The sequence below is a fragment of the Streptomyces sp. NBC_01216 genome, assembly GCF_035994945.1.
GTDB lineage: Bacteria > Actinomycetota > Actinomycetes > Streptomycetales > Streptomycetaceae > Streptomyces.
This window is the reverse complement of the sequence record NZ_CP108677.1, coordinates 5,843,720-5,869,797: the sequence shown is the minus strand read 5'-3', so window position 1 is coordinate 5,869,797 and position 26,078 is coordinate 5,843,720. Positions and strand designations below refer to the sequence as shown.

Annotated in this window: 21 protein-coding genes; 5 read left to right on the top strand and 16 right to left on the bottom strand. The window is 72.7% G+C overall.

Going from position 1 to position 26,078, the window contains the following annotated elements; all coding sequences use genetic code 11:
* Positions 1-45: 45 nt before the first annotated feature.
* The 9 genes from OG393_RS26315 to OG393_RS26275 form a co-directional block, all read right to left on the bottom strand.
* Positions 46-1,167: a pseudouridine synthase gene (locus tag OG393_RS26315; RefSeq protein ID WP_327377175.1), complete on the bottom strand. Its 1,122-nt coding sequence runs from the start codon at positions 1,165-1,167 to the stop codon at positions 46-48.
* Positions 1,167-1,781, bottom strand: a complete 615-nt coding sequence (gene scpB / locus OG393_RS26310; protein WP_327377174.1) for an SMC-Scp complex subunit ScpB — start codon at positions 1,779-1,781, stop codon at positions 1,167-1,169. The genes OG393_RS26315 and scpB overlap by 1 nt, the downstream gene beginning before the upstream one ends.
* On the bottom strand, positions 1,778-2,833 hold the full coding sequence (locus OG393_RS26305; protein ID WP_327377173.1) for a segregation and condensation protein A: 1,056 nt from the start codon (positions 2,831-2,833) through the stop codon (positions 1,778-1,780). The genes scpB and OG393_RS26305 overlap by 4 nt, the downstream gene beginning before the upstream one ends.
* 47 nt (positions 2,834-2,880) lie before the next feature.
* Positions 2,881-3,360 carry a hypothetical protein gene (locus OG393_RS26300; protein ID WP_327377172.1) on the bottom strand — a complete coding sequence of 160 codons (480 nt, stop codon included), beginning with the start codon at positions 3,358-3,360 and terminating at the stop codon, positions 2,881-2,883.
* Positions 3,345-4,388 carry a ParA family protein gene (locus tag OG393_RS26295; protein WP_229818740.1) on the bottom strand — a complete coding sequence of 348 codons (1,044 nt, stop codon included), beginning with the start codon at positions 4,386-4,388 and terminating at the stop codon, positions 3,345-3,347. Before OG393_RS26295 ends, OG393_RS26300 begins: the two co-directional genes overlap by 16 nt.
* A 440-nt stretch (positions 4,389-4,828) precedes the next feature.
* Positions 4,829-5,944: an alanine dehydrogenase gene (gene ald / locus OG393_RS26290; RefSeq protein WP_327377171.1), complete on the bottom strand. Its 1,116-nt coding sequence runs from the start codon at positions 5,942-5,944 to the stop codon at positions 4,829-4,831.
* Between the two features lie 146 nt (positions 5,945-6,090).
* Positions 6,091-8,076 (bottom strand): tetratricopeptide repeat protein, encoded by a 1,986-nt coding sequence (locus tag OG393_RS26285; RefSeq protein WP_327377170.1) that lies wholly within the window; start codon positions 8,074-8,076, stop codon positions 6,091-6,093.
* Positions 8,077-8,235: 159 nt separating this feature from the next.
* The gene (locus OG393_RS26280; protein ID WP_327377169.1) at positions 8,236-8,862 is read right to left on the bottom strand and encodes an NUDIX hydrolase; all 627 of its coding nucleotides are present in this window, start codon (positions 8,860-8,862) and stop codon (positions 8,236-8,238) included.
* Between the two features lie 92 nt (positions 8,863-8,954).
* Positions 8,955-10,604: a CTP synthase gene (locus OG393_RS26275; protein WP_327377168.1), complete on the bottom strand. Its 1,650-nt coding sequence runs from the start codon at positions 10,602-10,604 to the stop codon at positions 8,955-8,957.
* A gap of 416 nt (positions 10,605-11,020) precedes the next feature.
* Between OG393_RS26275 and OG393_RS26270 the strand changes: the two genes are divergently transcribed.
* From OG393_RS26270 to OG393_RS26260, 3 genes are all read left to right on the top strand, one after another.
* Positions 11,021-12,823 (top strand): glycoside hydrolase family 15 protein, encoded by a 1,803-nt coding sequence (locus OG393_RS26270; protein ID WP_442817361.1) that lies wholly within the window; start codon positions 11,021-11,023, stop codon positions 12,821-12,823.
* A 69-nt stretch (positions 12,824-12,892) separates the two neighbouring features.
* Positions 12,893-14,281 carry an FAD-binding oxidoreductase gene (locus OG393_RS26265; protein WP_327377166.1) on the top strand — a complete coding sequence of 463 codons (1,389 nt, stop codon included), beginning with the start codon at positions 12,893-12,895 and terminating at the stop codon, positions 14,279-14,281.
* Between the two features lie 300 nt (positions 14,282-14,581).
* Positions 14,582-16,228 carry a PucR family transcriptional regulator gene (locus OG393_RS26260; RefSeq protein ID WP_327377165.1) on the top strand — a complete coding sequence of 549 codons (1,647 nt, stop codon included), beginning with the start codon at positions 14,582-14,584 and terminating at the stop codon, positions 16,226-16,228.
* 196 nt (positions 16,229-16,424) lie between these two features.
* Here OG393_RS26260 and OG393_RS26255 read toward each other — a convergent pair whose 3' ends face one another.
* The 5 genes from OG393_RS26255 to OG393_RS26235 form a co-directional block, all read right to left on the bottom strand.
* Complete coding sequence (locus tag OG393_RS26255) at positions 16,425-17,507, bottom strand: glycosyltransferase family 4 protein (protein ID WP_327377164.1); 1,083 nt, start codon at positions 17,505-17,507, stop codon at positions 16,425-16,427.
* Between the two features lie 378 nt (positions 17,508-17,885).
* Positions 17,886-19,613 (bottom strand): DNA repair protein RecN, encoded by a 1,728-nt coding sequence (gene recN / locus OG393_RS26250; protein ID WP_327378556.1) that lies wholly within the window; start codon positions 19,611-19,613, stop codon positions 17,886-17,888.
* A 351-nt stretch (positions 19,614-19,964) separates the two neighbouring features.
* Positions 19,965-20,882: an NAD kinase gene (locus OG393_RS26245; protein ID WP_327377163.1), complete on the bottom strand. Its 918-nt coding sequence runs from the start codon at positions 20,880-20,882 to the stop codon at positions 19,965-19,967.
* Complete coding sequence (locus OG393_RS26240; RefSeq protein ID WP_327377162.1) at positions 20,879-21,694, bottom strand: TlyA family RNA methyltransferase; 816 nt, start codon at positions 21,692-21,694, stop codon at positions 20,879-20,881. The genes OG393_RS26245 and OG393_RS26240 overlap by 4 nt, the downstream gene beginning before the upstream one ends.
* Before the next feature lie 7 nt (positions 21,695-21,701).
* Positions 21,702-21,968: a hypothetical protein gene (locus OG393_RS26235; RefSeq protein ID WP_327378555.1), complete on the bottom strand. Its 267-nt coding sequence runs from the start codon at positions 21,966-21,968 to the stop codon at positions 21,702-21,704.
* 201 nt (positions 21,969-22,169) lie between these two features.
* Here OG393_RS26235 and OG393_RS26230 point away from each other — a divergent pair, with 201 nt between their 5' ends.
* On the top strand, positions 22,170-22,517 hold the full coding sequence (locus tag OG393_RS26230) for an SCP2 sterol-binding domain-containing protein (RefSeq protein WP_327377161.1): 348 nt from the start codon (positions 22,170-22,172) through the stop codon (positions 22,515-22,517).
* Positions 22,518-22,598: 81 nt separating this feature from the next.
* On the opposite strand, the gene OG393_RS26225 is transcribed toward OG393_RS26230, so the two are convergent.
* Positions 22,599-23,432: an ABC transporter ATP-binding protein gene (locus OG393_RS26225; protein WP_327377160.1), complete on the bottom strand. Its 834-nt coding sequence runs from the start codon at positions 23,430-23,432 to the stop codon at positions 22,599-22,601.
* A gap of 201 nt (positions 23,433-23,633) precedes the next feature.
* Entirely contained in the window at positions 23,634-24,683 is a 1,050-nt protein-coding gene (locus tag OG393_RS26220; RefSeq protein WP_327378554.1) for an HAD-IIA family hydrolase, read from the bottom strand.
* 86 nt (positions 24,684-24,769) lie between these two features.
* Between OG393_RS26220 and OG393_RS26215 the strand changes: the two genes are divergently transcribed.
* Positions 24,770-26,056 (top strand): DUF1015 domain-containing protein, encoded by a 1,287-nt coding sequence (locus tag OG393_RS26215; RefSeq protein WP_327377159.1) that lies wholly within the window; start codon positions 24,770-24,772, stop codon positions 26,054-26,056.
* Positions 26,057-26,078: the final 22 nt, after the last annotated feature.

The following is a 26,078-nucleotide window of genomic DNA, read 5'->3' as shown; positions in this document are numbered from 1 at the left end:
CGCCGGTGGCGGTCACGGGCCTTCGCGGGCCGCGCGGGGTCGGCGTCACATGCCGACTTCCTTCATCAGCATGCCGACCTCGGTGTTGGTCAGGCGGCGCAGCCAGCCCGACTTCTGGTCGCCGAGCGAGATCGGCCCGAAGGCGGTGCGGACCAGCTTCTCGACCGGAAAGCCCGCCTCGGCGAGCATCCGGCGCACGATGTGCTTGCGGCCTTCGTGCAGCGTGACCTCGACCAGGTAGTTCTTGCCGGTCTGCTCCACGACCCGGAAGTGGTCGGCGCGGGCGTAGCCGTCCTCCAGCTGGATGCCGTCCTTGAGCCGGCGGCCGACCTCACGCGGCAGCGGGCCGGTGATGGCGGCCAGGTAGGTCTTCTTCACGCCGTACTTGGGGTGCGTCAGACGGTGGGCCAGCTCACCGTGGTTGGTGAGCAGGATGATGCCCTCGGTCTCGGTGTCGAGCCGGCCGACGTGGAACAGGCGGGTCTCGCGGTTGGTGACGTAGTCGCCGAGGCACTGGCGCCCGTCCGGGTCCTCCATGGTGGAGACGACGCCGGCCGGCTTGTTCAGCGCGAAGAAGAGGTGCGACTGGGTGGCGACGGTGAGACCGTCCACCTTGATCTCGTCCTTCTCGGGTTCGACGCGCATGCCCTGCTCGATCACGATCTGGCCGTTGACCTCGACGCGGCCCATGTCGATCAGCTCTTCGCAGGCGCGCCGCGAGCCCATGCCGGCCCGCGCGAGCACCTTCTGCAACCGCTCGCCTTCCTGCTCGGCACCGGGGAAGGTCTTGGGAGCCTTGACCTGCGGCTTGTCGGCGTACCGCTCCCGGTTGCGCTCTTCGGCGCGTGCGTCGTACTCACGCGAGCGGGCGGGCGCCGTACGGCCGCCACCGCGCTGCGGGGACTGCCGGGGGCCTCCCTTGGCACCGCCGCGGGCGGCGGAGCCGCGACCGCGCTTGGGCCCCTCGGAGGGACCGCCCACGTCGTAGCTGCGCTCCTCGGGGCGCGGCTTGCGCGGCTTGCCGCCGCTCTGCCGGTCGTCGCGACTGTTGCCGGCACCGCGGTGGTTGCCGCGCCCGCCGCCGCTGCTGCCGCCGCGGCCGCCGCTGTTGCCACCACGGCTCCCGCCGTTGTTTCCGCTGCTGTTCCTGCCGCTGCTGCTTCGCATCAAATTTCCGTCTTGTCGTCTGCGTCCTCGGAACCCGGCGCATCTGGTGCGTCCGGGTCGAACGACGGCACCCCTTCCAGCGTCTCCGCCTCGATCGCGTCCGCCTCGGGGAGGAAGGGCGCGAGTTCGGGGAGTTCGTCCAGGCCGCGCAGGCCCATCCGCTCCAGGAAGTAGTTCGTCGTCCTGTACAGGATCGCACCTGTTTCGGGTTCCGCGCCCGCCTCCTCCACCAGACCGCGCTGGAGAAGGGTCCGCATGACCCCGTCACAGTTCACTCCGCGCACCGCGGAGACCCGCGAACGGCTGACCGGCTGGCGGTACGCGACGACGGCGAGGGTCTCCAGGGCCGCCTGGGTGAGCCGTGCCTGACGGCCGTCGAGGGCGAAGCGCTCGACGGCGGCGGCGTGCTCGGCGCGGGTGGAGAAGCGCCAGCCTCCGGCGACCAGGCGCAGCTCGAAACCGCGGCCCTGGACGGTGTACTCGTCCGCGAGTTCGCGCAGGGCGTCGCCGACCTCGCGGCGGCTCCGCTCCAGGACCTTCGCGAGGTGCTCCTCGGTCGCGGGTTCGTCGACCACCATCAGGACGGCCTCGAGGGCGGGCTTGAGGTCGCTCATACCGTGTCCTCCGTCGCGCGGTCGAATTCGTCGGTGACCCGGGTCGCGCCGTCGCCGCCGGTCCAGGAGACGGTGAGCTCCCCCAGGGCGTCCTCCTGGTCGAGGGCGACGGCGCACTCCCGGTACAGCTCCAGGAGGGCGAGGAAGCGGGCGACGACGGTCAGGGTGTCCTCGGCGTCCTCGGCGAGCTCCCGGAAGCTGACCGTCCCGCGCTCCCTGAGGAGTGCGGCGAGGACCTCGGCCTGCTCACGGACGCTGACGAGCGGGGCGTGGATGTGGTCGACGTACACCTGGGGCGCGGGCCGGGGCCGCATGGCCTTCGCGGCCAGCCGGGCGAATCCTTCGGCGCCGATGCCGAGGACGACCTCGGGGAGCAGCGCCGCGTGGTGCGGCTCCAGGCCGACGGTGCGGGGGAAACGCAGGCCCTCGGTGTCCCATCGCCCGTCGAGGATCTCGGCGATCCGCTTGTACGCGCGATACTGGAGCAGCCGGGCGAAGAGCAGGTCCCGCGCCTCCAGGAGGGCGAGGTCGGCCTCGTCCTCCACCTCGGCCGCGGGCAGCAGGCGGGCGGCCTTGAGGTCGAGCAGGGTAGCGGCGACGACGAGGAACTCGGTGGTCTGGTCGAGGTCTCCCTCGGGCCCCATGGCGCGGAGGTGTGCCATGAACTCGTCGGTGACCTGTGAGAGGGCGACCTCGGTGACGTCGAGCCGGTGCTTGGAGATCAGCTGGAGCAGCAGGTCGAAGGGTCCCTCGAAGTTCGCCAGCCGCACGGTGAACCGGCCGTCGCCGGCGGAGGCCCCGTCGGCCTCCCGCGGGCCACCCGCCGGGACAGGCGTGCCGGCAGGCGGGCGGTCGGCGGCGTCCGCCTGGTCGTCCGCCTCGTCATCCGGCGGAACCTCCGGTGCGGCGGGAGACGTCTCCGGCAGTGTTCCGGGCGGGCCGGGCGGGTCCGCGTGTGCCGTGCCGCCGGGGTCCGCCGGGGCCGCGCCGGGGCCGCGTCCGAGGACGCGTCGGCGGGACGGGCGGGACGTTTCGGCGGACGGCGGGGGCATCGGGGTCCAGAAGGGGAACGGAAGAGCGGCAGGCCCGCAGGCTACCGTCAGCGGCCCCTCAGGCGGCGCACGAGGATGCTCGCGTCGCCGCGGGATTCCAGGTCCGCCAGGACCACCGCCACCGCCTCGCGGACGATCCGGCCGCGGTCCACGGCGAGGCCGTGCTCGCCCCGGAGCACCAGGCGCGCGTGTTCCAGGTCCATCAGCTCCTCGGCGGACACGTAGACCGTGATCTTCTCGTCGTGCCGCTCCCGTCCGCTCGGCCGCCGGTTCGGCGACCGGCCCCGGCGTCGCGCCGGCGGGGGGCCGGCGGGTTCGGCGGTGCGAGCCCGAGGTTCCGACGCGGGCTCCGGCTCCGCCGCCGTGTGCTCCGTCGGTGCCGAGCCCTCCGCCGCCTCCGTGTCGCTCTCGCCCGCGGGGGCCGGCACCCGGGCCTCGCCCCGCCGCGGTGACGACGCCTGCAGCGCCATCCCCCCGGTCGTACGGAACAGTTCGTCGGCGCCGGGCAGACTCACTCGGCGTGACACCGGGCGAGCACCTCCCTGGCGAGCTGGCGGTAGGCGGCGGCGCCCACGGAATTGGAGGCGTAGGTCGTGATGGGCTCGCCGGCGACCGTGGTCTCCGGGAAGCGCACGGTCCGGCCGATCACCGTGTGGTACACGTGGTCGTCGAATGCCTCGACGACGCGGGCGAGCACCTCACGGCTGTGCACCGTCCGGGAGTCGTACATCGTGGCGAGGATGCCGTCGAGTTCCAGCTCGGGGTTGAGCCGCTCCTGGACCTTCTCGATCGTCTCGGTCAGCAGAGCCACGCCGCGCAGGGCGAAGAACTCGCACTCGAGGGGCACGATGACCTTGTGAGCGGCCGTCAGGGCGTTCACGGTGAGCAGGCCGAGCGAGGGCTGACAGTCGATCACGATGTAGTCGTAGTCGTTCATCAGGGGCTTGAGGGCCCGCTGGAGCGTCGACTCGCGCGCGACCTCGCTGACCAGCTGTACCTCGGCGGCCGAGAGGTCAATGTTGCTCGGCAGCAGGTCCATGTTGGGCACGGCGGTCTTGAGGAGCACCTCGTCCGCCGACATGCCCCGCTCCATGAGCAGGTTGTAGACGGTGAGGTCGAGCTCCATCGGGTTCACGCCGAGACCGACCGACAGGGCTCCCTGCGGGTCGAAGTCGACGAGCAGGACCCGGCGGCCGTACTCCGCGAGCGCGGCACCCAGGTTGATGGTCGACGTGGTCTTGCCGACGCCGCCTTTCTGGTTGCACATCGCGATGATCTTCGCGGGCCCGTGGTCGGTGAGCGGGCCCGGGATCGGGAAGTACGGCAGGGGCCGTCCGGTGGGGCCGATCCGCTCGCGGCGCTGCCGGGCAGCGTCGGGTGCGAGCGTGGCCGCGTACTCCGGGTCGGGCTCGTACTCGGCGTCAGGGTCGTAGAAGTGCCCCTCGGGCACCTCGTCGTAGGCGGCGAAGTGGGTGGACTCTCGGCCACTCTCGTTGCCGGCCGTGGCGTTCACGTGTAGGCCGTCCATCATCTTCATCGTGTGGGCTGTCGTCATGGGCTGATCGGCCGCGTGGGCCGCGGAGGTTCGGACAGCGACGGAGCCGACAGGGATTCCTGGCTGTCCACCCCCGGGAGTAAATGTCGACTCATTCACAAGTCGTCTTACCTCCTTGGATGTGACCAGGAACATTTATCGATAGGTCAGCGTGGCACCATGCCGACGGTTGGCGACTCTATGGCGTGTCACCGGTCCGCAGCAACACAATCCGCCGGACCCGGCACGATGTGTCGGCAACCGAACACCCCGCTGTCAAGGGTGCACGGCCACGCATCCGCACGTTTCAGGGGGGCGCGAAACGGTTAAAGGGTTACGTTCGAGGCGAGTTGAACAGGGCCTCCGGCGTGGCCGGACACACATCCGGCCGGACCTTGCTCGACAAGGTCCGGCCGGATGCGTGAGGTTGACGACGCGCCTTGACGGCGGGTCGGCGGGGGTCAGCCCAGGAGGGTGCCGAGCTCGACGTGCTCGAGACCGTGCGCCTCGGCGACCTCCTTGTAAACCACCTTGCCGTCATGGGTGTTGAGGCCCAGAGCGAGCGAGGCGTCACGGCGCAGGGCCTCGACCCAGCCGTTGTTCGCCAGCGACACGATGTAGGGCAGCGTGGCGTTGGTGAGCGCGTAGGTGGAGGTGTTGGGCACCGCGCCCGGCATGTTGGCGACGCAGTAGAAGACCGAGTCGTGAACCCGGAAGGTCGGCTCGGCGTGGGTGGTCGGGTGGGAGTCCTCGAAGCAGCCGCCCTGGTCGATGGCGATGTCGACAAGGACACTTCCGGGCTTCATCTTGGCGACCAGCTCGTTGGTGACCAGCTTCGGAGCCTTGGCGCCCGGGATGAGGACGGCGCCGATGACGAGGTCGGCCTCGACGACCGCCTTCTCCAGCTCGAAGGCGTTGGAGACGACCGTCTTCACCTTGGTGCCGAAGATCTTGTCGGCCTCGCGGAGCTTGTTGATGTCGCGGTCGAGCAGGGTCACATGGAAGCCCATGCCGACGGCGATCTGGGTGGCGTTCCAGCCGGAGACGCCGCCGCCGATGACGACGGCCTCGCCGGCGTGGGTGCCGGGCACTCCGCCGGGGAGCACGCCGCGGCCGCCGACCGAGCGCATCAGGTGGTAGGCGCCGACCTGGGGGGCGAGGCGGCCCGCGACCTCGGACATCGGGGCGAGCAGCGGGAGCGCGCGGTTCGCGGTCTCGACGGTCTCGTACGCGATGGCGGTGGTGCCCGACGCGAGGAGGGCGTCCGTGCACTCACGGGAGGCGGCGAGGTGCAGGTAGGTGAAGAGGGTCTGGTCCTTGCGGAGGCGGTGGTACTCCTCCGCGATGGGCTCCTTGACCTTGAGCAGCAGGTCGGCGGTGGCCCACACCTCGTCGGCGGTGGGCAGGATCCGCGCACCGGCGGAGACGTACTCCTCGTCGGGGATCGAGGAGCCGAGACCGGCGTTCCGTTCGACGAAGACCTGGTGGCCGTTCCGGACGAGCTCGTGGACACCGGCGGGGGTGATGGCCACGCGGAACTCGTTGTTCTTGACCTCGCGGGGGATGCCGACCTTCATCGTCGATCACGGTCCTTGAATCAGGGGGAAACTGGGGGCATAGCGATACATACCCATATGCATGACAGCACACCGGGGCAGACCGCGTTCGATTGCGGCCAGACCAGTCTAATGAAGGAGTTCCCGCTGTCTAGCCTTGCAAAGCATTAATCTTCGACAGAAGCACTGCGGATTTCGCAGGCGGAGGGGTGGGGCTGGAGGAGCCGGTCCGCCGCGGACCGGTGCAGTCGGGCCGCCGCCGGATCGCCGAGCCGGTCCAGGGTGTCGGCCAGTCTGAGCTGGAGCGCCGCCTGGAGCCGCACGTCCTGCGCCCGGCGCGCCCATTCCACCGCCTCCTCGCAGGTCCGCAGGGACTCCTGGGGCCGCCCCGCGTACTCCTGGACCCGGGCCACCTCGCTCAACGCCCTCGCGTAGCCGGGAAGATCGGCCTCGCGGCGGCAGCCCGCGGCGGCGGCCCGCCAGTGCCGCAGGGCCTCCCCGTAGCGGCCGGCGTAGGTCTGCACCGCGCCGAGCCGCGCGTAGAGCCGGGCCTGGTCGGCCCGCTCGTCCCGGGCCAGTCGCTGGGCCAGGGCGCGGGCGTACCAGTCCCCGGCGCGCTGCCAGTCCCCCAGCTCCTGGTAGGACCCGCCTACGGATTCCATCGCCCGGCCGATCGCGTAGGGGTCGTTCGCCGCCCGCCCGGCGTCCAGCGCGGTCCGGTACCGGGCGAGGGCCTCCCGGGTCCGGCCGGTGCCCGCGTCCAGGTCGGCCAGGTTCAGCAGGGCCGCGGCCCGCTCCCGGTGCAGTCCGCGCCGCTCGGCGACGTCCAGGACCAGCCGGTGCAGTCCGTACAACTCGGGCGCCGCGGCCCGCGCGCCGCGGTGCGCGGTGAGCGCCCGGACCAGGGCGGCGATCAGCCGTCGGGCCAGGGTGTCGAACTCGCCGTCGGCGACGGCGAGCCGGGCGGAGGCGAGCAGCACGGGCCGGCGGCCGTCCAGCCAGTCGGCGGCGGCCGGAACGTCCGGGAAGCGCAGCGCGCGGGGCATCCCGGCGAGCTTCCTGCGGGCGGCTGACCCCTCGGGTTCGGTGACCGCGCGGCAGGACTGGAGGAGCCGCACGGTCCGCTCCAGCATCCGGGCCCGGGCCAGCTGCACCTCGGGGGGCCGGTCACGTTCGTCCAGTTCGGCGCGCAGCAGCGGGGCGAGGTGTCCGGGGACCTCGTACCGGCCGTCGCCGCCCCGCGTGAGGAGGTTCAGGGCGACGAAGCCGTCGAGGGTGCCGCTCGCCGCGGAGACCGAGCAGCCCGCCAGGGCGGAGGCGGTGTGGGCGTCGACGAGGCCCAGCGGGGCGAGCGCGAGGTGCCGCAACGTCCGGGCGGCGGACGGCGCCAGGGAGTCGTGGACCAGTCGGAACGCGCGGGTCAGCGGGTCGCCGGAGAGAGAGCGCAGCCGCTTGGCGAGATCGGCGACGGACGCCTTGGGACGGGTGGCGAGCCAGGCGCCGGCGAGCACCACGGCCGCGGGCTGGCCGCCGCACTCCTCGACGAGGGTCTCGGCGGCCTGCGGGTCGACGGTGACGCGGACGGAGCCGGTGAGCGTGGTGAGCAGCTCGATGGCCGATTTGGGGTCGAGTCCGCCGAGCGTGCAGGGCCGGACGTCGGGGATTCCGGTGAGCGGGCCGCGGGCGACGGCGAGGACGAGGGCGTCGGGGTTGTCCGGGATCAAGGGGTCGACCTGCTCGGCGTCGACGGCGTCGTCCAGGAGGAGCACGGTGCGGCGGGTGGCCAGCGCTCCACGGACGAGTTCGGCGAGTTCGTCCTCCCCCGCGCCCGGGGGTTCGGTGACGCCGAGGTCTTGGAGCAGCCCCTGGGCGACCCGCGCGGTGGGGACGGTGACCCCGCCCGGTTCGGTGAGCCGGGCGGAGAACACCCCGTCGGGGTAGCGCTCCCCCAGTCCGGCCGCGAGTTCCCGGGCGAGTGCGGTCCGTCCGGACCCGGGCCGCCCCGCGATGAGCAGCACGCGGGCGCGGGGGGCCTTGCGGCCGGCGAGGGTGTCGAGTCCGGTCCGTTCGATGTCGGCGCGCAGGGCCTTGAGTTCCCGCTGCCGCCCGAAGAACTGCCGTACTCCGCCCGCTGCCACCGCCTGATCCGTCACGGGCCACGCTCCCGTCCACCTGCGCACGAGCCGATCCCGCGGGGGCTCCGCACGGGTGATCCCGAGCGTAGTTCAGGGCGTGGTCGCGACCCGGCGGAGCGCGGCGGACAGATCCCCCGATCGGATCAGCAGATGGTCACACCGGAACCTCCGGGTGGTCTACCGCTCGAACGGACGGGCCGGCCAGGGCGCGTCGGCCGCGCGCAGGCTGTCGACCCCGTCCCCGCCGCGCGCCGCCATCAGCGAGAGGACACCGACGACCAGACAGGTGTTGTGCACGTCGCCCGCGAGCACCCGGCGCGACAGCTCGGCGAGCGGCACCCGGGCCGACTCCATGTCGGCCTCCTCGTCGGAGACCTCGAAGCGCTCGCCCTCCGCCTCCGACAGTCCGCGCGCGAGGAAGATCCGTACCGCCTCGTCACAACCACCGGGGGTCGTGTAGACGTCGGCCAGGACCTTCCAGTCCGCCGCCTTGACGTGGGCCTCCTCGTACAGCTCGCGTTCGGCGGCGCGCAGCGGGTTCTCGCCGGGCACGTCGAGGAGGCCGGCCGGGATCTCCCAGAGCCGCTGCCGCACGGGGTGCCGGTACTGCTTGAGCAGCAGGACACGGTCCTCCTCGTCCAGGGCGACGATCGCCACCGACCCGGGGTGGACCTGGTAGTCACGGCTCGCGACGGTGCCGTCCGGCATGACCACGTCGTCGGTGCGGACACTCGTCTTGTGACCCCGGAAGGGCGTCGTCGTCGCGACGACCCGCCACTCCTCGGGGGTGTCCCTCAACTCCATCTGCGTCCTCCCAGACACGACTCGCGGCACACAGGGAAACCGGGGTACCGGTCCTGGTGGGACCCGTACCCCGGCAACGTTAACTCCTGTGCCTACTTGCCCGTCTTGCGCTCCACGGCGGCCTTGACCAGACCCGCGAACAGCGGGTGCGGACGCGTCGGACGCGAGCGCAGCTCCGGATGGGCCTGGGTGGCGACCAGGTAGGGGTGCACCTCGCGCGGGTACTCGACGTACTCGACGAGCTTGTTGTCCGGGGAAGTGCCCGAGAAGACGAGGCCCGCCTTCTTCTCCAGCTCCGCGCGGTAGGCGTTGTTCACCTCGTAGCGGTGGCGGTGGCGCTCCTCCACGTACGGCTGGTCGTCGTAGACCTCCCGGACGATCGAGCCCTCCGCGAGCTTCGCCGGGTACAGACCGAGACGCATGGTCCCGCCGAGGTCGCCGGCGCCCTCGACGTACGCGAGCTGCTCCTCCATCGTCGAGACGACGGGGTGCGCGGTCGCGGCGTCGAACTCGGTGGAGTTCGCCTCCGGGATGTCCGCGAGGTTCCGGGCGGCCTCGATCACGATGCACTGGAGGCCCAGGCAGATGCCGAGCAGCGGCACCTTGTTCTCCCGGGCGTACCGGATCGCGCCGATCTTGCCGTTGACCCCGCGGTCGCCGAAGCCGCCGGGGACCAGGATCGCGTCGACGTCGCCGAGGTGCTTCTGCGCGCCCGCCGCGGTCTTGCACTCGTCGGAGGTGACCCACTTCACCGCGACCCGTGCCTTGTTGGCGAAGCCGCCGGCCCGCATGGCCTCGGTGATCGAGAGGTACGCGTCGGGCAGGTCGATGTACTTGCCGACGAGCGCGACCGTGACCTCGTGCTCCGGGTTGTGGACGCGGTCGAGCAGGTCGTCCCAGGTGGACCAGTCCACATCGCGGAACGGCAGGTCGAGCTTGCGCACGACGTAGGCGTCCAGGCCCTCGGTGTGCAGCACCTTCGGGATGTCGTAGATCGACTTGGCGTCGATCGCGGCGACCACCGCGGCCTCGTCCACGTCGCACATCAGCGAGATCTTGCGCTTGATGGCGGTGGGGACCTCACGGTCGGCGCGCAGCACGATCGCGTCCGGCTGGATGCCGATGTTGCGCAGGGCCGCGACCGAGTGCTGGGTCGGCTTGGTCTTCAGTTCGCCGGAGGGACCGATGTAGGGCAGCAGCGAGATGTGCACGACGAAGACGTTGTCCCGGCCGACCTCGTGCCGGACCTGGCGGACGGTCTCCAGGAACGGCAGCGACTCGATGTCGCCGACCGTGCCGCCGACCTCGGTGATGACCACGTCGACGTCCTCGGTCGCCATCCGGCGGATCCGGGACTTGATCTCGTTGGTGATGTGCGGGATGACCTGGACCGTGTCGCCCAGGTACTCGCCGCGCCGCTCCTTGGCGATCACCTGCGAGTAGACCTGGCCGGTGGTGACGTTGGCCGAGCCGTCGAGGTCGACGTCGAGGAAGCGCTCGTAGTGGCCGATGTCCAGGTCCGTCTCGGCGCCGTCGTTGGTGACGAACACCTCGCCGTGCTGGAAGGGGTTCATCGTGCCCGGGTCGACGTTCAGGTACGGGTCGAGCTTCTGCATCGTGACCCGCAGGCCCCGCGCCTTGAGGAGCGCACCCAGGCTGGAGGCGGTCAGGCCCTTGCCGAGGGAGGAGGCGACACCCCCGGTGACGAAGATGTGCTTGGTCGTCGTGGATTTGGGCGGCATCGCCAAGAGGGGGCTCCCGTGGTCGCGTTCTGAAGGTGCGTTCCGGCGTGCCCTCCGGAAGAATCGGGGGGTGCCGTCGCTGCGGTTTCGGGGGTTCCGGCTCTCGCCGTTTCCCACCGGTCCACGGGGTACCAGGGTATCAGCGACAGCGGGAGACCGCTTCCGGCCACACGGGGCAGTCGGGTGCACACGGACCGCGACACGCCCTCGCGTGGCCACGCCACGCCGCCGCATTCGGGGCGTCAAGCCCTCCTGGCCCGAACGGAGCATCGACGTTACCCGTACGACGCTGCGGCCCCGCGAAGCGCGTCGTATCCTGCTCGGACACTCGCTGCCGATCGTCAACGATCAGTTGACCGCTGACTTGTAGTAAGCGCCCCGCGGGGCGGACGTGGCCGTTCGACTGGAGATTGCACGTGGCCGGGCGCATCGAGGATTACGCACTCATCGGAGACATGCAGACCGCAGCCCTGGTCTGCCGGGACGGCAGTGTCGACTGGCTCTGTCTGCCACGCTTCGACTCGCACGCCGTCTTCGCGGGACTCCTCGGCACCGAGGAACACGGGTTCTGGCGGATCGGCCCGGCCGGCCCCGACGGCTCCACCCCGCCGGCGGCCGACCGGCGGCGCTACCGCGGCGACTCGCTCGTACTGGAGTCCGAGTGGGACACCCGGCAGGGCACCGTCCGGGTCACCGACTTCATGCCTCCGCGTGACGGCGCCCCCCAGCTGATCCGCATCGTGGAGGGCCTCTCCGGCCGGGTGCCCATGCGGTCCGCGCTGCGGATGCGTTTCAGCTACGGCAGGGTCGTGCCCTGGGTCCACAAGGTCGGGGACCGCACGGTCGCCGTCGCCGGACCCGACTCCGTGTGGCTCGACACCGAGACCGAGACACACGGCGAGGACCTGACGACGTACTCGGACTTCACCGTCGCCCCGGGCGACCGGATCGCCTTCACCATCAGCTGGCAGCCCTCGCACCGGGAACCGCCCGCCCTGCCCGACCCGGACGGTTCGCTGGAGGCCACCGAGGACTTCTGGCGGGACTGGGTGGAACACTGCACCTACCACGGCCCCTACCGCGAAGCCGTGGTCCGCTCGCTGATCACCCTCAAGGCCCTGACGTACGCGCCCACCGGCGGCATCGTCGCCGCGCCGACCACCTCCCTGCCCGAGGAGATCGGCGGGGTGCGCAACTGGGACTACCGCTACACCTGGCTGCGCGACGCCGCGATCACCCTCTCCTCGATGCTGCGCACCGGCTACCGCGAGGAGGCCCGCGCCTGGCGGGACTGGCTGCTGCGCGCGGTCGCCGGCGACCCGGAGAACCTCCAGATCATGTACGGGATCGCCGGGGAGCGGGAGCTCGGCGAGGCCGAGCTCGACTGGCTTCCCGGCTACGAGAACTCCGGCCCCGTCCGGGTCGGCAACGGCGCGGCCAACCAGCTCCAGCTGGACGTGTACGGCGAGGTCACCGAGGCGCTCCACCTCGCCCACATGACGGGCCTGTCCCGCAACGACTACGCCTCGCTGCTCCAGCTCAAGCTGATCAGGTACCTGGAGACGCACTGGGACCAGCCCGACGAGGGCATCTGGGAGGTGCGGGGACCACGCCGCCACTTCGTGCACTCCAAGGTGATGGCCTGGGTGGCGGTGGACCGCACGATCAAGCTCATCGAGTCGGGGGACGCCGACGGCCCGCTGGAGCGCTGGCGCGAGCTGCGCGACGACATCCACCGGGACGTCTGCGAGAAGGGCTACGACAAGGAGCGGAACACCTTCACACAGTCGTACGGCTCCAAGGAGCTGGACGCCTCGCTGCTGCTGATTCCGCAGATGGGGTTCCTGCCGCCGGACGACAAGCGGGTCATCGGCACGATCGAGGCGATCCAGCGGGAGCTGTCCACCGAGGACGGCTTCGTGCTGCGCTACCCCACCGCCGGTGAGGAGGCGGGTGTCGACGGCCTGGAGGGCGACGAGGGCGCCTTCCTCGCGTGCTCGTTCTGGCTCGCCGACGACCTGGCGATGATCGGGCGGGTGGACGAGGCCCGCCGGCTCTTCGAGCGGCTGCTCTCGCTCCGCAACGACCTGGGGCTGCTCGCCGAGGAGTGGGACCCGCGCCTCCAGCGGCAGGTGGGCAACTTCCCGCAGGCGTTCAGCCACGTGCCGCTGATCGACACGGCGCTGCGGCTGACGGCGAGCGGGGCGTACGGGGGCTGAGGAGCGCCGGGCGGGACACGGACCTACGATGGGAGAGTCCTGTCCCCCCGTACGAAAGGGGGGCACTCCATGGCTCCCCACACCACCGTCCCCGACAGTGCCCTCGCCGGGCTCCGCGAGGATCTCGCGGGCGACGTGTTCGTCCCGGGCGATCCCGGCTACGACGAGGCCAGGGTCGTCTTCAACGGGATGATCGACCGGCGGCCCGCCGTGATCGCGCAGTGCGCCTCCCAGGACGACGTGTCCAACGCGGTCGTCTTCGGACGCGAGGCGGGTCTGCCCATCGCCGTCCGCGGCGGCGGGCACAGCGTCTCCGGCTCCGCCCTCAACGACGGCGGACTCGTGGTCGATCTACGCCGGATGCACACGGTCGTCGCCGATCCGGAGAACATGACGGTCCGCCTCGGCGGCGGATCGACGATGGGGCATCTGGACCGCGCCTGCCAGCCGTTCCACGTCGCGGTCACCGGTGGACGGGCCTCGACGACCGGTGTCGGCGGCTTCACGCTGGGCGGCGGTTCGGGCTGGCTGGAACGCAAGTTCGGCCTCGCCTGCGACAGCCTGCTCGCGGCGGAGCTGATCACGGCCGAGGGCAAGCACCTGCACGCCGACACCGAACGCAACCCCGAACTGTTCTGGGCACTGCACGGCGGCGGTGGCAACTTCGGGGTGGTGACCTCGCTGACGCTGCGCGTCCACCCGCTGCCGGAGTTCAGCGTGGTGCTGCTGCTGTTCGACCGCGACGCAGGGCCACAGGTGGTCCGCGCGTACCGGGACCTGCTCGCCTCCGCACCGGACGCGGCCGGCGGCGGGGTCATCTACCTCACCGCGCCGCCCGAGCCTTTCGTGCCCGAGGAACTGGTGGGCGGGCTGGTCTGCGGAGCCCTGGTGACCTGGGCGGGTCCGGTCTCCGAAGCCCGCGAGTTCGCGGCACCGCTGTTCGCGCAGGGACCGCTCGCCGAGGTCGTCATGGACGTGCCGTACGCCGACTTCCAGTGCATGCTCGACGACCCGCCGGGGATGCGGAACTACTGGTCGGCGGAGTACCTGACCGCGTTCCCCGACGAGGCGGTCGCCGCCTTCTGCGCCCGCGCGGACCACATGATCGTGCCGTCCGGTACGCAGCACGTGCTGTTCCCGATGGGCGGACAGGTGGCCCGGGGGCCGACGGACTACCCCCTGCCCTGGCGCGACGCGCCCTGGGCCGTCCACCCCTTCGGGGTGTGGGATGACCCGGCGGACGACGCGCGGGCGGTCCAGTGGGTCCGCGACGTGCGGGCCGACGCCACGCCGTGGTCGACAGGGGCCGTGTACCTGAACTTCATCGGTTCGGAGGGCGAACAGCGGCTGGTCTCCGGCTTCGGCCCCGACCACTACCGGAGGCTGGCCGCGGTCAAGGCCGCGTACGACCCCGACAACGTCTTCCGCTTCAACCACAACATCACTCCCGCCGACTGAGACCGACAGGCTGTCGGGTGCCCTTCGGCCGACCGGTGCTGAGCTGAGAGCGCGGCCGTTCGTCCGGGCCGGGCGGGTCGTCCGGCCCGGACCCGGTGGTCACCGGCCGGCCTCCGTGCCTCACTCACCGACGGCGGGACTCCGGCGGACGGACCCGGCCGTGACGGACGACACACGCGACATCCGGTCCCGGAAGTACCGCCCGGAGTGGACGAGTTGTCGCCCCGCTGGACGAACCGTCGAGTCTCGCGCCCGCGGGGTGATGTCGCCGGAACAGGGACGGAGGTAGCGTCCGGCTCCATGGACAGTCAGGGCGGGATCACCGTGCAGCGGGCGCTCGATCTGCCCGGTCTCCGCAGTGGGCTCCCGGAGGTCGTGGCGGGCGCCGACCGACTGCACCGGCGGGTCCGCTGGGTGCACGCCGGCGAGGTGCCGAACATCGCGTCGCTGCTCAAGGGCGGCGAGCTGCTTCTCACCACCGGACTGGGGCTCGGCACCCGACCGGCCGAGCAGCGCGCCTTCGTCCGCCGGCTGGCGGACCGGGGTATCGCCGCCCTGGTGGTGGAGCTGGGCCCGCGCTTCTCGCGCCTGCCGGGGACGATCGTGGAGACCGCGCGGTCGGCGGGCCTCCCACTGGTCCAGCTGCACCGCGAGGTGCCGTTCGTGACGGTCACCGAGGAGATCCACACCGAGATCGTCAACGGGCACTACGCGCTGCTGAGGCAGGCGGACGAGGTGCACCGGCAGTGCACCGAGGCACTGCTCGGCGGCGGCGGGGTGCCCCAGGTCCTGCGGATCCTGGCCGACTTCACGGCCAATCCCGTCTTCCTGGAGACTCCGGACGGCCAGCTGCTCTACGCGGCGGGCTCGGACACCGCCCCCGCGGACCCCCTGCAGGTGTGGGACGGCCTGCGCGGCCAGCGGGCGGCCCGCGAGGCGGGGCCGCCCACGGGCGCCGTGCTCGTGGACGTGCCGGGCGGGGGACCGGGCACCGGCTCGGTCCGCGCCCGCCTGGTCCTCCTCGCGGTCTCCGCGCCCCTCTCCTCCGTGCACCGGATGGCGGCCGAGCGGGCGGCCGGAATCCTGGCGGTCGTACTGATGCAGGCACGTCAGGAGGAGGAGCTGGCGGCGCGAGGCCGGGGGGACTTCCTGACCGACCTGGCCGAGGGCAGGATCACCGCCGAGGACGCCCCCGCCCAGGCACGGGTGCTCGGTTTCAAGCCGGGGGACGGCCCGCTGCTGCCGGTGGTGATGCGACTGGCCTCCGAGCTGTCCCCTTCAGGGAACTGGGCACTGCTCGCCCGGGCGGTGCTGGAGGAGCTGTCCTCGGTGGGCGTTCCCGTACTGCTGGGTGTCCGCCCGGTGGAGGGCCGGGTGCCGTTGCTGCTGGGCCTGCGGTCGGAGTCGGAACGTACGGCGGTGGCCGACCGGGTGGCGGCGGCGCTGCGGGCAGGCGTGGATCGGGCCGGGCTGGGCGCGCCCGGGGGTGGGGTCCTGGGACGGTCCGGTGGCCACCCGCCGGTGGTCGTGGTGGGTGTCGCGGGCGGCTGGGCGGCGGCGTCGGCATCGCTGCGGCACGCCGGAGAGACAGCGACGGCGGCACAGGGACTGAGCGACCGACCCTGGTACGACGCCCGGCGCCTGGACACCGACCTGCTGCTGTGGCGGCTGCGGGACCATCCGGACCTGGCGGCCTTCGTGGACCGGGCGATCGGACCGCTGCGGGACCACGACCGCACCTCGCGCCCGCCGCTGCTGCCCACCCTGGAGACGTACCTGGCCCATGCCGGGCGGAAGGCGGAGACCGCCCGCGAACTCCACCTGAACCGCCAGACGCTCTACAACCGACTGGCCCGCATCTCGGAACTCCTGGGCACCGACCTGGACGACCCGCAGACGGTCCTGGCCCTGTCGCTGGCCCTGCGGGCCCGGCGGCACACGGACTGAGCGGCGTCGCGAGGGGCGGACCCCGGTCTCTCAGAGCCTGTCGGGTGACCTTCGATCAAAAGACGGACGCGGCCTGGTGAGTGCGATCCCAAGGCGCCGGGATACCGCTGTAGCGGAGCTACCGGGGCGTCCCGCCAACGCCGACAGCGTGCCTGCCGGGACGTGACCGCCCGGTCAGAGGCCACCCGACAGGCTCTCAGCGGCCCGAGAACTCGTCGTACACGCTCAGGACGTGCGCGATCGTCTCGTCCTCCGTGGGCCATGTGCCGGCCTGGACGCGGCCCGCCGCCGCGAGGTCCATCCGGCGGTCGGCATCGTCCAGCAGGCCGCGTACCGCCTCCGCCAGGGCGTGCGCGTCGCCCCAGGGGACCAGCTCGGCGGCGTCACCGACCAGCTCCGGCACCCCGCCCACGGCGGTCGCGACCAGCGGCACGCCGAGCCGCAGCGCCTCCTGTGCCAGCGGCGAGCGGGCCTCCCACCGCGAAGGCAGGACCGCCACGTCCGCCGCCGCCAACAGCTCCGCCACGTCGTCGCGGCTGCCGATCAGCCGGACACCGAGTTCCTCGGTCTCGATCCGCCGCCGCAGGAGGGCTCGCTCCCGCCCCTCTCCCGCGATGACGAGCAGCGGCTGCGGGTCGAGGTCCCGCCACTCCCGCGCCGCGTCGAGGAGGACTCCGTATCCGCGGCCGGGTACCAGCGCGCCGACCGCCATCAGCAACGGCCGGTCCACCGCCCCGAGTTCCGCCCGCGCCTTGCCGTCGTGGAGGCACACCGGGGCGCGGGAGACCGGAACGGTCACCGGGGCGAGCCGGGCGTCGCGCGCGCCGCGGCGTCGCGCCCGCTCCACGAGTTCGGAGGAGGTCCCGAGGACGACGGTGGCGGCCCGTGCCGTCCGGCGTTCGAGGAGCCGCAGCAGCCCGCCGCGCGCGCCGTCCACCTGGTTGCGGGTGTGCCAGGTCGTCACGAGCGACGGCGTCCGCGCGCCGCCCGCCAGGGCCAGCATCGCCCGTACCGAGGCATGCAGGCCGTGCGCGTGCACGATGTCCGCGCCGGAGCAGGCGCCACGCAACGCGGCCACGGTCGCGGGGTCGTTGCGGCGGGGTACGGGCACGAAGTGCGCGCCGGCACCGATGAAGTCGTAGGCGCGGTCGAGTTCGACCGGGGCGCACACGGTCACACGCACGCCCCTCGCCACGAGCCCCGCGGCAAGTGATCGGACGTGAGCGCTGCTGCCCGCGCTGCCGCCGCCCAGCACTTGGACCGTACGGAGCTGTGTCACGCGCCCAAGGATGCCAGTCCGTACGCACGTTCCGGGACCGAAGTGGCTTCGTTCCCGTGTCCGACGCCCCAACTCCGCCGCCGCTATCACTCACATGGGTGAGCGCCCCAGCGCGCTGATCCGGTCTCCGTACACCGCCGCGGTGACGAGCGCCGCCCCGCGTGGACGGCCGGACCGGCGATCACGCTTTCCGACGGCCGCGACCACCGGGGCCGCCCCGACAGGTCCCCCGCGCCCCCTCGGTCCCACCGTTCCGGGGCCTTTCGTCGTCGTCCCGTCCGGCACACGCCGACCCGTACGGCCCGAGGCGTCCCCTTCCGGAGAAGTCCGGTCGCGGAAGCGGCCGGTGGTGCGTCGCGGGCCGGCGGGGCGGCTCCGTCAGTGGTCCGCGCGCGCCGTCGCGAGGAGCTCCTCCGCGTGAGCCCGGGCCGTCTCGGAGTCCTCCTGGCCGGCCAGCATCCGCGACAGTTCGCGCACCCGGTCCTCTCCTTCCAGGACGGTCACGCCGGATCTGGTCACGGAGCCGTCGTTGGTCTTCTCCACCAGCAGCTGCCGGTCGGCGAACGCCGCGACCTGCGGAAGATGGGTGACCACGACGACCTGCGCGGACCTGGCGAGCTTGGCGAGGCGGCGGCCGATCTCCACGGCGGCCTTGCCGCCGACACCCGCGTCGACCTCGTCGAAGAGATACGTCGGCACCGGGTCGGTCCCGGCGAAGACGACCTCGACCGCGAGCATCACACGGGAAAGCTCACCGCCGGAGGCCCCCTTGGCGATCGGCCTGGGCGGCGCGCCCGGGTGCGGAGCGAGCAGCAGCTCGACCTCGTCGGCGCCGGAGGGCCCGTACAGCACGGACCGGCCGCCGACCTCGACACCCGACGCCTCGTCGGCGGCCTCGGTCTGACGGATGTCGAAGGACACCCGCGCGTGCGGCATCGCGAGCGAGGCGAGTTCGGCGGTGACCGCCTCCGCGAAGCGGGCAGCCGCCTCCGTACGGGCGTCGGTGAGCGCCTGCGCGAGGCCCGAGAGTCCCGCGCGCAGCTCGTCGCGCTCGGCCGTCAGCTCGCCGATGCGCTCGTCGTCGCCGTCCAGTGCGGCCAGCCGGGCCGCACTCTCCTCGGCCCAGGCCAGGACGCCGGTGACGTCCGCGCCGTACTTCCGGGTGAGCTGGGTCAGTGCCGCGCGCCGCTCCTCGACGGCCGCGAGCCGCAAGGGGTCGGCGTCCAGGTTGTCGGCGTACCCGGCGAGTTCACCCGCGACATCGGCCAGCAGGATGGAGATCTCCCCCATCCGGTCCGCGAGCGCGGCGAGTGCCGCGTCGTGCGCCCGTACGGCCTCCAGCGCACGCCCCGCGCCCGCGACCAGGGTCGTGGCGTCGACGCCCTCGGGGTCCTCGGGGTTCCCGGCCAGCGCGCCGTGTGCCAGGGCCGCGGCGGAGGCGAGGGCCTCCGCGTGCCCGAGCCGCTCGGCCTCCGCGGCCAGCTCGACGTCCTCGCCGGGCCTCGGTTCGACGGCCTCGACCTCGGCGAGGCCGAAACGCAGCAGATCGGCCTCCTGCGCCCGCTCACGGGCACGGGTGGTGATCTCGTCCAGTTCGGCGACGACGGCGCGCAGCCGTCGGTACGCCTCCCCGTAGGCGGCCAGCGGCGTGGTGACGGCCTCGCCTGCGTACCGGTCGAGCGCCCCGCGCTGCCGGGCCGGCTTGAGCAGGCCCTGCTGGTCGGTCTGGCCGTGCACGGCGACGAGTTCGTCGGCGAGCTCGGCGAGCAGTCCGACCGGCACGGAACGTCCGCCGAGGTGAGCCCGCGAGCGTCCCTCGGCGGAGATCGTGCGGCTGACGAGCAGGACGCCGTCGTCCAGCTCGGCACCGGCCTCCGCGGCCCGGACGGCGGCGGACGCGCCCTCGGGCACACTGATCCGCCCCTCGACGACGGCGGACGCCGCGCCGATCCGTACCAGGGCAGGGTCGGCCCGCCCGCCGAGCAGCAGCCCCAGGCTGGTCACCACCATGGTCTTGCCCGCACCGGTCTCACCCGTCACCGCGGTGAAACCGGGCGACAGCTCGACCACCGCGTCGTCGATGACCCCGAGCGACCGTATCCGCATCTCCTCCAACACGGGGAAGACCTTACGAGGTCCGGGCACCGCTGTGCGACGGCCCCTGCCGGAACCGGGCGAAACCCCAGGTCGGCGGTGTCCGTGTCACTCGTCGGAGTGGGCGACCCGGAGGACGGCGGCGGGCACCGCCCGGACCGGACAGGCCCTGCCGGGGCCCGCGCACCACGGCGCGAGGTGCCGGACGGCGTGCGTCGCTCTCTCCGGGCCCAGCGGGCGCCCGTGCCGCCGGCCCGCGGACCCGTCCCCCGCGGGCCTTCCGCGCGAGCCTCCCCGGGGAGACGCCGCGCGGGAGCGCGGACCTGCTCAGAGCCTGTCGGCCGAAGGCCACCCGACAGCCTCTCAGCGGGGCGCGCCCCGCCACCCCGAGACCGGCAGCGCGAACTTGGCCACCAGCCGGTCCGTGAAGGAGGCGTGGTGCAGACGGGCCAGTCGCACCGGGACCGCCCCCCGCCGCACCTCGACCCGCGCACCGGCCGGGAGTTCGACCGTCCGGCGTCCGTCGCACCAGAGCACGCCGTGCGGAGTGTGCGGTTCGACCTCCACCGCGAGCACCGACTCCGGCGTCGTCACCAGTGGCTTGGCGAACAGCGCGTGCGCTCCGATGGGCACCATCAGCAGTGCCTCGACCTCCGGCCAGATCACGGGACCGCCCGCCGAGAACGCGTACGCCGTCGAGCCGGTGGGCGTCGCACAGATCACGCCGTCGCAGCCGAACCCGGTGACGGGCCGCCCGTCGATCGCGAACACGACCTCCAGCATCCGTTCCGGCGAGACCTTCTGCACGGCGGCCTCGTTGAGCGCCCAGTCGCGATGCAGGACGTCGCCGTTCTCGTACACGACGACGTCGAGCGTCATGCGCTCCTCGACCTCGTACGCCTTCGTCACCACCCGGTCCACGACCTTGTCGAGGTCGTCACGCTCGGCTTCCGCGAGGAAGCCGACACGGCCCAGGTTGACGCCGAGCATCGGCACGCCCGAGGCACGGGAGAACTCGGCGCCGCGCAGCAGCGTCCCGTCACCGCCGAGCACCACGAGCAGTTCACAGCCTTCGAGCGCGTCGCTGCATGCCTCCGGGACCGTCTCGACGGACGGAGGCAGCGGCAGATCGGCCGCCTCCGCCTCCAGGACACGCACGCCGATCCCGCTGCGCAGCAGGCCGAGGACGACGAGTTCGGCGCTGCGCACGGCGGCCGGCCGGCCGGTGTGTGCGAGCAGGAAGACGGTACGGGGAGCAGAGGGTGCGGTAGTTGAGGTCAACGAGGTCCTTCCGCCACGGCGCGGTCGACATCCGCCGGATCCAGTGCGGGCGCCCCTGCCCGCAGCCACAGAAAGTACTCGACGTTGCCCGACGGGCCCGGCAGCGGGCTCGCCGTGACGCCCAGGACGCCGAGTCCGAGGGCGGACGCCTGCCGCGCCACGTTCCGTACCGCGTCGGCGCGCAGCTCGGGGTCGCGCACCACGCCGCCGCTACCGAGTCGCTCCTTGCCCACCTCGAACTGCGGTTTCACCATGAGCACGAGGTCGGCGTCGGGCGCCGTACAGCCCGCGAGGGCGGGAAGGACGAGACCGAGCGGGATGAAGGAGAGATCGCCGACGACCAGGTCGACGGGGGTCCCGTCGATCAGGTCGAGTGTCAGCTCGCGGACGTTCGTCCGGTCCTTCACGATGACGCGCTCGTCGCTCTGGAGCGACCAGGCGAGCTGCCCGTAGCCGACGTCGACGGCGACCACTGGTGCGGCGCCCGCGCGCAGCAGCACGTCGGTGAAGCCACCGGTCGAGGCGCCCGCGTCCAGTGCCCGCCGGCCTTCGACCCGCAGTCCGAGGGGGCCGAAGGCCGCGAGGGCACCGGCCAGTTTGTGCCCCCCGCGCGAGACGTAGTCGGGGTCGTCGTCGTCCCGCGCGACGACGATGGCCGCGGCGGTCTCGACCTGGGTGGCGGGCTTGGTCGCCACGGTCTTGCCGACGGACACCCGCCCGGCGGCGATCAGCTGGCCGGCGTGCTCGCGCGAGCGCGCGAGCTTGCGGCGTACCAGCTCGGCGTCGAGACGGCGGCGTGCCACTCCTGCCACGTTCGGTTCAGCTCCTGTGATCGTACGGATCGGGGGCGGGGCCCGGCCCCGGGCGGGCGGCGTCGAGCGAGTTCAGTTCGTCGCGCAGCCCGCGGTGTACATCCTCGTACACCTCCAGGTGTCCGTCCGCCGCGAGGTGGTCGGCGTCGGCGAGACGTTCCAGGAGCGTGTCCACCCGGGGATGCCCGGTGGGGACGCGTTCCACGCCGAGGGGGGTGGGGGCGGCGGGCTCGAAGGCCGTGCCGTCCCTGCCGGGGCCGCGGGCCCCCGCCACCGGGCCGTCCTCGGCGTCGCCGGTGTGCTCCGGTCCGGCCCCGTCGCCGGACGCGGGGGCCCCGGTGGCCCCCGGGCCGGTTCCGATGCCCTCCGGGGAGGTCCCGGGGCCCCCCGGAGACGTCCCGGGGCCCTCCGGGGCAGGATTCAGGTCGCTCATGCCCCGACGCTATCGCGAAGCCCTGAGGTACGGTCGAGCGCGATGGCGACGATCACGGAGTGCCGCGACGCACTCGACAGGCTTTCGGACAACCTGGCGCGGGCGGACGGCGAGGTACGCGGCGCCGCCGTGCTCGACCGCACCCTGAGCTGCCACGTCACGGACCTGGACACGACGTTCACCGGCCGCCTCTCCGACGGCCGGATCGAGGTCCGGGACACGGTGGTCGGCCCGCCGCCGGGCAAGGCGCAGATCCGGCTGGCGATGACGGGCGACGACCTCGTGGCGATGGTCGGCGGGGAGCTGAACTTCGCGAAGGCATGGGCGTCCGGGCGTGTCCGGCTGGAGGCCGGCTTCCGCGATCTGCTGCGGCTGCGGTCACTGCTCTGAGGGCGGGCCCGCCGGACGCGTACGTCCGGCGGAAGCGCACGCCCAGGCCGGCGGACACGAACGGCCGGCGTCCTGGCGGCCTCACGCCCGGAGCAGCGGTTCGGGCATCTGCCGGGCGCGGGCCCCGCGTCCGGCCGGAACCACCAGCGGCGTGCCGGTCTCCGGGTCCTCGATGACCTGACAGCGCAGGCCGAAGACCCGCTCCACCAGTTCGGCCGTCACGATGTCGGACGGCGCGCCCTCGGCCACCACCGCTCCGTCGCGTACGGCGATGAGGTGGGTGGCGTAGCGGGCGGCCTGGTTCAGGTCGTGCAGGACGGCGACGAGAGTCCGTCCCCGCGTCTCGTGCAGCTCGGCGCACAGGTCGAGGATGTCGATCTGGTGCTGGATGTCGAGGAAGGTCGTGGGCTCGTCGAGCAGGAGCAGCGGGGTCTGCTGGGCGAGGGCCATCGCGATCCACACCCGCTGGCGCTGTCCGCCGGACAGCTCGTCGACGTGCCGGTCCGCCAGCTCGCCGACGCCGGTCGCCGCCATCGATTCCCGCACGATCCGCTGGTCCTCGGAGGACCACTGCCGCAACAGACCCTGGTGCGGGTAGCGTCCCCGGCCCACGAGGTCGGCGACGGTGATCCCGTCGGGTGCGATGGACGACTGGGGCAGCAGGCCGAGGGTCCTGGCGACCTTCCTGGCCGGCAGGGTGTGGATGGACTGCCCGTCCAGCAGGACGCGCCCCTCGGACGGCTTGAGCATCCGCGACAGGGCACGCAGCAGGGTCGACTTGCCACAGGCGTTGGGTCCGACGATCACCGTGAAGGAGTGATCGGGTATCGCGACGGAGAGGTCACGGGCGATGGTCCGCCGGTCGTAGGCGAGCGTGACCGCATCCGCGCTGAGCCGTTGAGGCTGACCGTTCATGCCCGTACTCCCGACGTTCCACTCGGCCGTGTCCCGGTGACGCCCCGACACACCCCACGATTCGGTTAGGTTAGCCTACCCTGCCAACCTCGTGGGACGCGGGGGTCCGCCTCCTCGCGTGCGCTCGCCGGTACGGACGGGAGGCGGCGGCGCGGCAACGGAGACGGCTCCGCCCCGGCCGTCCGGGACGCGGGGGTCCGCTCAGAACCCCAGGCGACCGAGGGCCTTCTCCGCGTCCAGACCGCAGGCGCCGGCGCCCGCCTCGGTCCAGGCCGCGGCGCACAGAGCCCGGACACCGTCCATGGCGTCGCCCGTGCCCTCCAGGACCAGGGCTCCCGCGTCCGCCGAGGCCGTCCAGCCCCCGCACGCGAACCCGCCGGCCGTCGCGGCGTCGGCGACCTCGGGCTGCCCGGACAGCAGTCCCCGCAGATCCGCGTCCACGTACGTCGGCCGGTGCTCCGGAACCGCCGCGAGCAGCCGGGGCACGTCCGTGATGCCGGTCAGCACCAGCAACGAGTCGACTCCCCCGTTGAACGCGCCCTCGATGTCCGTGTCCAGCCGGTCACCCACCACGAGCGGCCGCTCGGCACCGGTCCGCAGCACCGTCTCACGGTGCATAGGGGGCAGCGGCTTCCCCGCCACCTTCGGCTCGGCTCCGGTCGCGATCCGCACGACCTCCACGGCCGCCCCGTTCCCGGGCCCGATCCCCCGCGCGCCGGGAATCGTCAGGTCCGTGTTCGAGGCGTACCACGGCACGCCGCGCGCCACGGCGTAGCTCGCCTCCGCGAACCGCGCCCACGGCAGTTCGGGACCGCCGTACCCCTGCACCACCGCCGCCGGGTCGTCGTCCGCCGAGTCCACCGGTTCCAGCCCGCGCTCGCGCAGCGCCACCCGCAGCCCCTCACCGCCGATCACCAGCACCCGGGCGCCCTCCGGCACCTCGTCGGCGATCAGCCGGGCCACCGCCTGCGCCGAGGTGATGACATCCGTTCCCGCGGCGGGCACACCGAGCTCGGTCAGATGCGCCGCCACCGCCTCCGGCGTCCGCAAGGCGTTGTTGGTGACGTACGCGAGGTGCATCCCGCCGTCCCGCGCCGCGCCCAGCGCGTCGACCGCGTGCGGGATCGCCTCACCGCCCGCGTACACCACACCGTCCAGATCGAGCAGTGCCGTGTCGTACGCCTCGTGCAACGCCCGTGCGCTGCCGCCCGGCCGCTTCCTGCTCTGCCGACCCCGGCCCACGTCACCCATGCCCTCGTACTCCTCTACATCACCGCGCGGTACCCGCTCTGCCCCCCGATCATCGCTCATTGCCACCTCGCACTTACGATTGCGTAATGAACACCTCAGGTCCCGCGGCCGAAGACGTCCGCGCCGACGGTCTGCGTCTCGTCCCGTTCCGGGGGCTTCGCTACGTGCCCGAACGGGTCGGCAGCCTGGCCGCCGTGACCTCACCTCCGTACGACGTCGTCGTACGGCCCGACGGACTGCACCACCTGGAGTCCTCGGACCCCCACAACATCGTCCGGCTGATCCTTCCGCAGGCCATCACCGCCGGCACCCGTCACCGCAAGGCCGCCGTCACCCTGGACCGCTGGCTGGCCGACGGCGTCCTCGCCCCGGACCCGGAGCCCGCGCTGTACGTGTACGAGCAGAGCGGCGACGGCATCCTCCAGCGTGGTGTCATCGGGGCCCTGGAACTGTCCGGCCCGGACGAAGGCATCGTGCTCCCCCACGAGGACGTGATGCCGCACATCGTCGAGGACCGCGCCGCGCTGATGCGGACCACGGCGGCCAATCTGGAGCCGCTGCTCCTCACCTACCGCGGCGACGGCGACGCGGCGGCCCAGGTCATCGAGCGGACCGTCCGGAGTGAGCCGCTGCTCGCCACGACCACCGAGGACGGCTTCAGCCACCGCCTCTGGGCCATCACGGACCCGACGGAACTGGCCGTGGTCGCCGCGGACCTCGCCGGGCACCAGGCCCTCATCGCCGACGGGCATCACCGCTGGGCGACGTACCTGCGGCTGCGCGAGGAGCACGTCTCCCCGAGCCCGTGGAACTACGGCCTGGTCCTCCTGATCGACACCGCCCGCTACCCGCTGCGGGTCCGCGCCATCCATCGGCTTCTCCACCGCCTTCCGGTGGCGGACGCGCTGGCGGCCCTGGAGGGCGACTTCCGCGTCCGGCGGGTCGAGGGACCGCGCTCATCGGCCCTGGCGGCTCTCGCCGAGGCGGCGGCCGAAGGCAACGCCTTCCTGCTGGCGGGGGACGGCGCCTTCCACCTCGTCGACCGGCCGGCGCCGGAGCTCCTCGCCCGGACGATCCGCACGGACCGCCCCGCGGCCTGGCGCACCCTGGATGCCACGGTTCTGCACGACACCCTGCTCGAGCACGTCTGGCGCATCCCCGACGCCCCCGAGGACATCAGCTACATCCATGACACCGAGGCCGCCGTCGTCCAGGCCGAACGCCGCGGCGGGACGGCGGTCCTGATGCATCCGGTACGGGAGGAGGTCGTCCGGGACCTGGCCCGTCAGGGCGTCACCATGCCCCGCAAGTCGACCTCGTTCGGTCCGAAGCCGGCAACGGGTCTGGTGCTCAGGAGCCTGGCGCTGGACTGAGCCGGGGGAACGGACCCCGAAG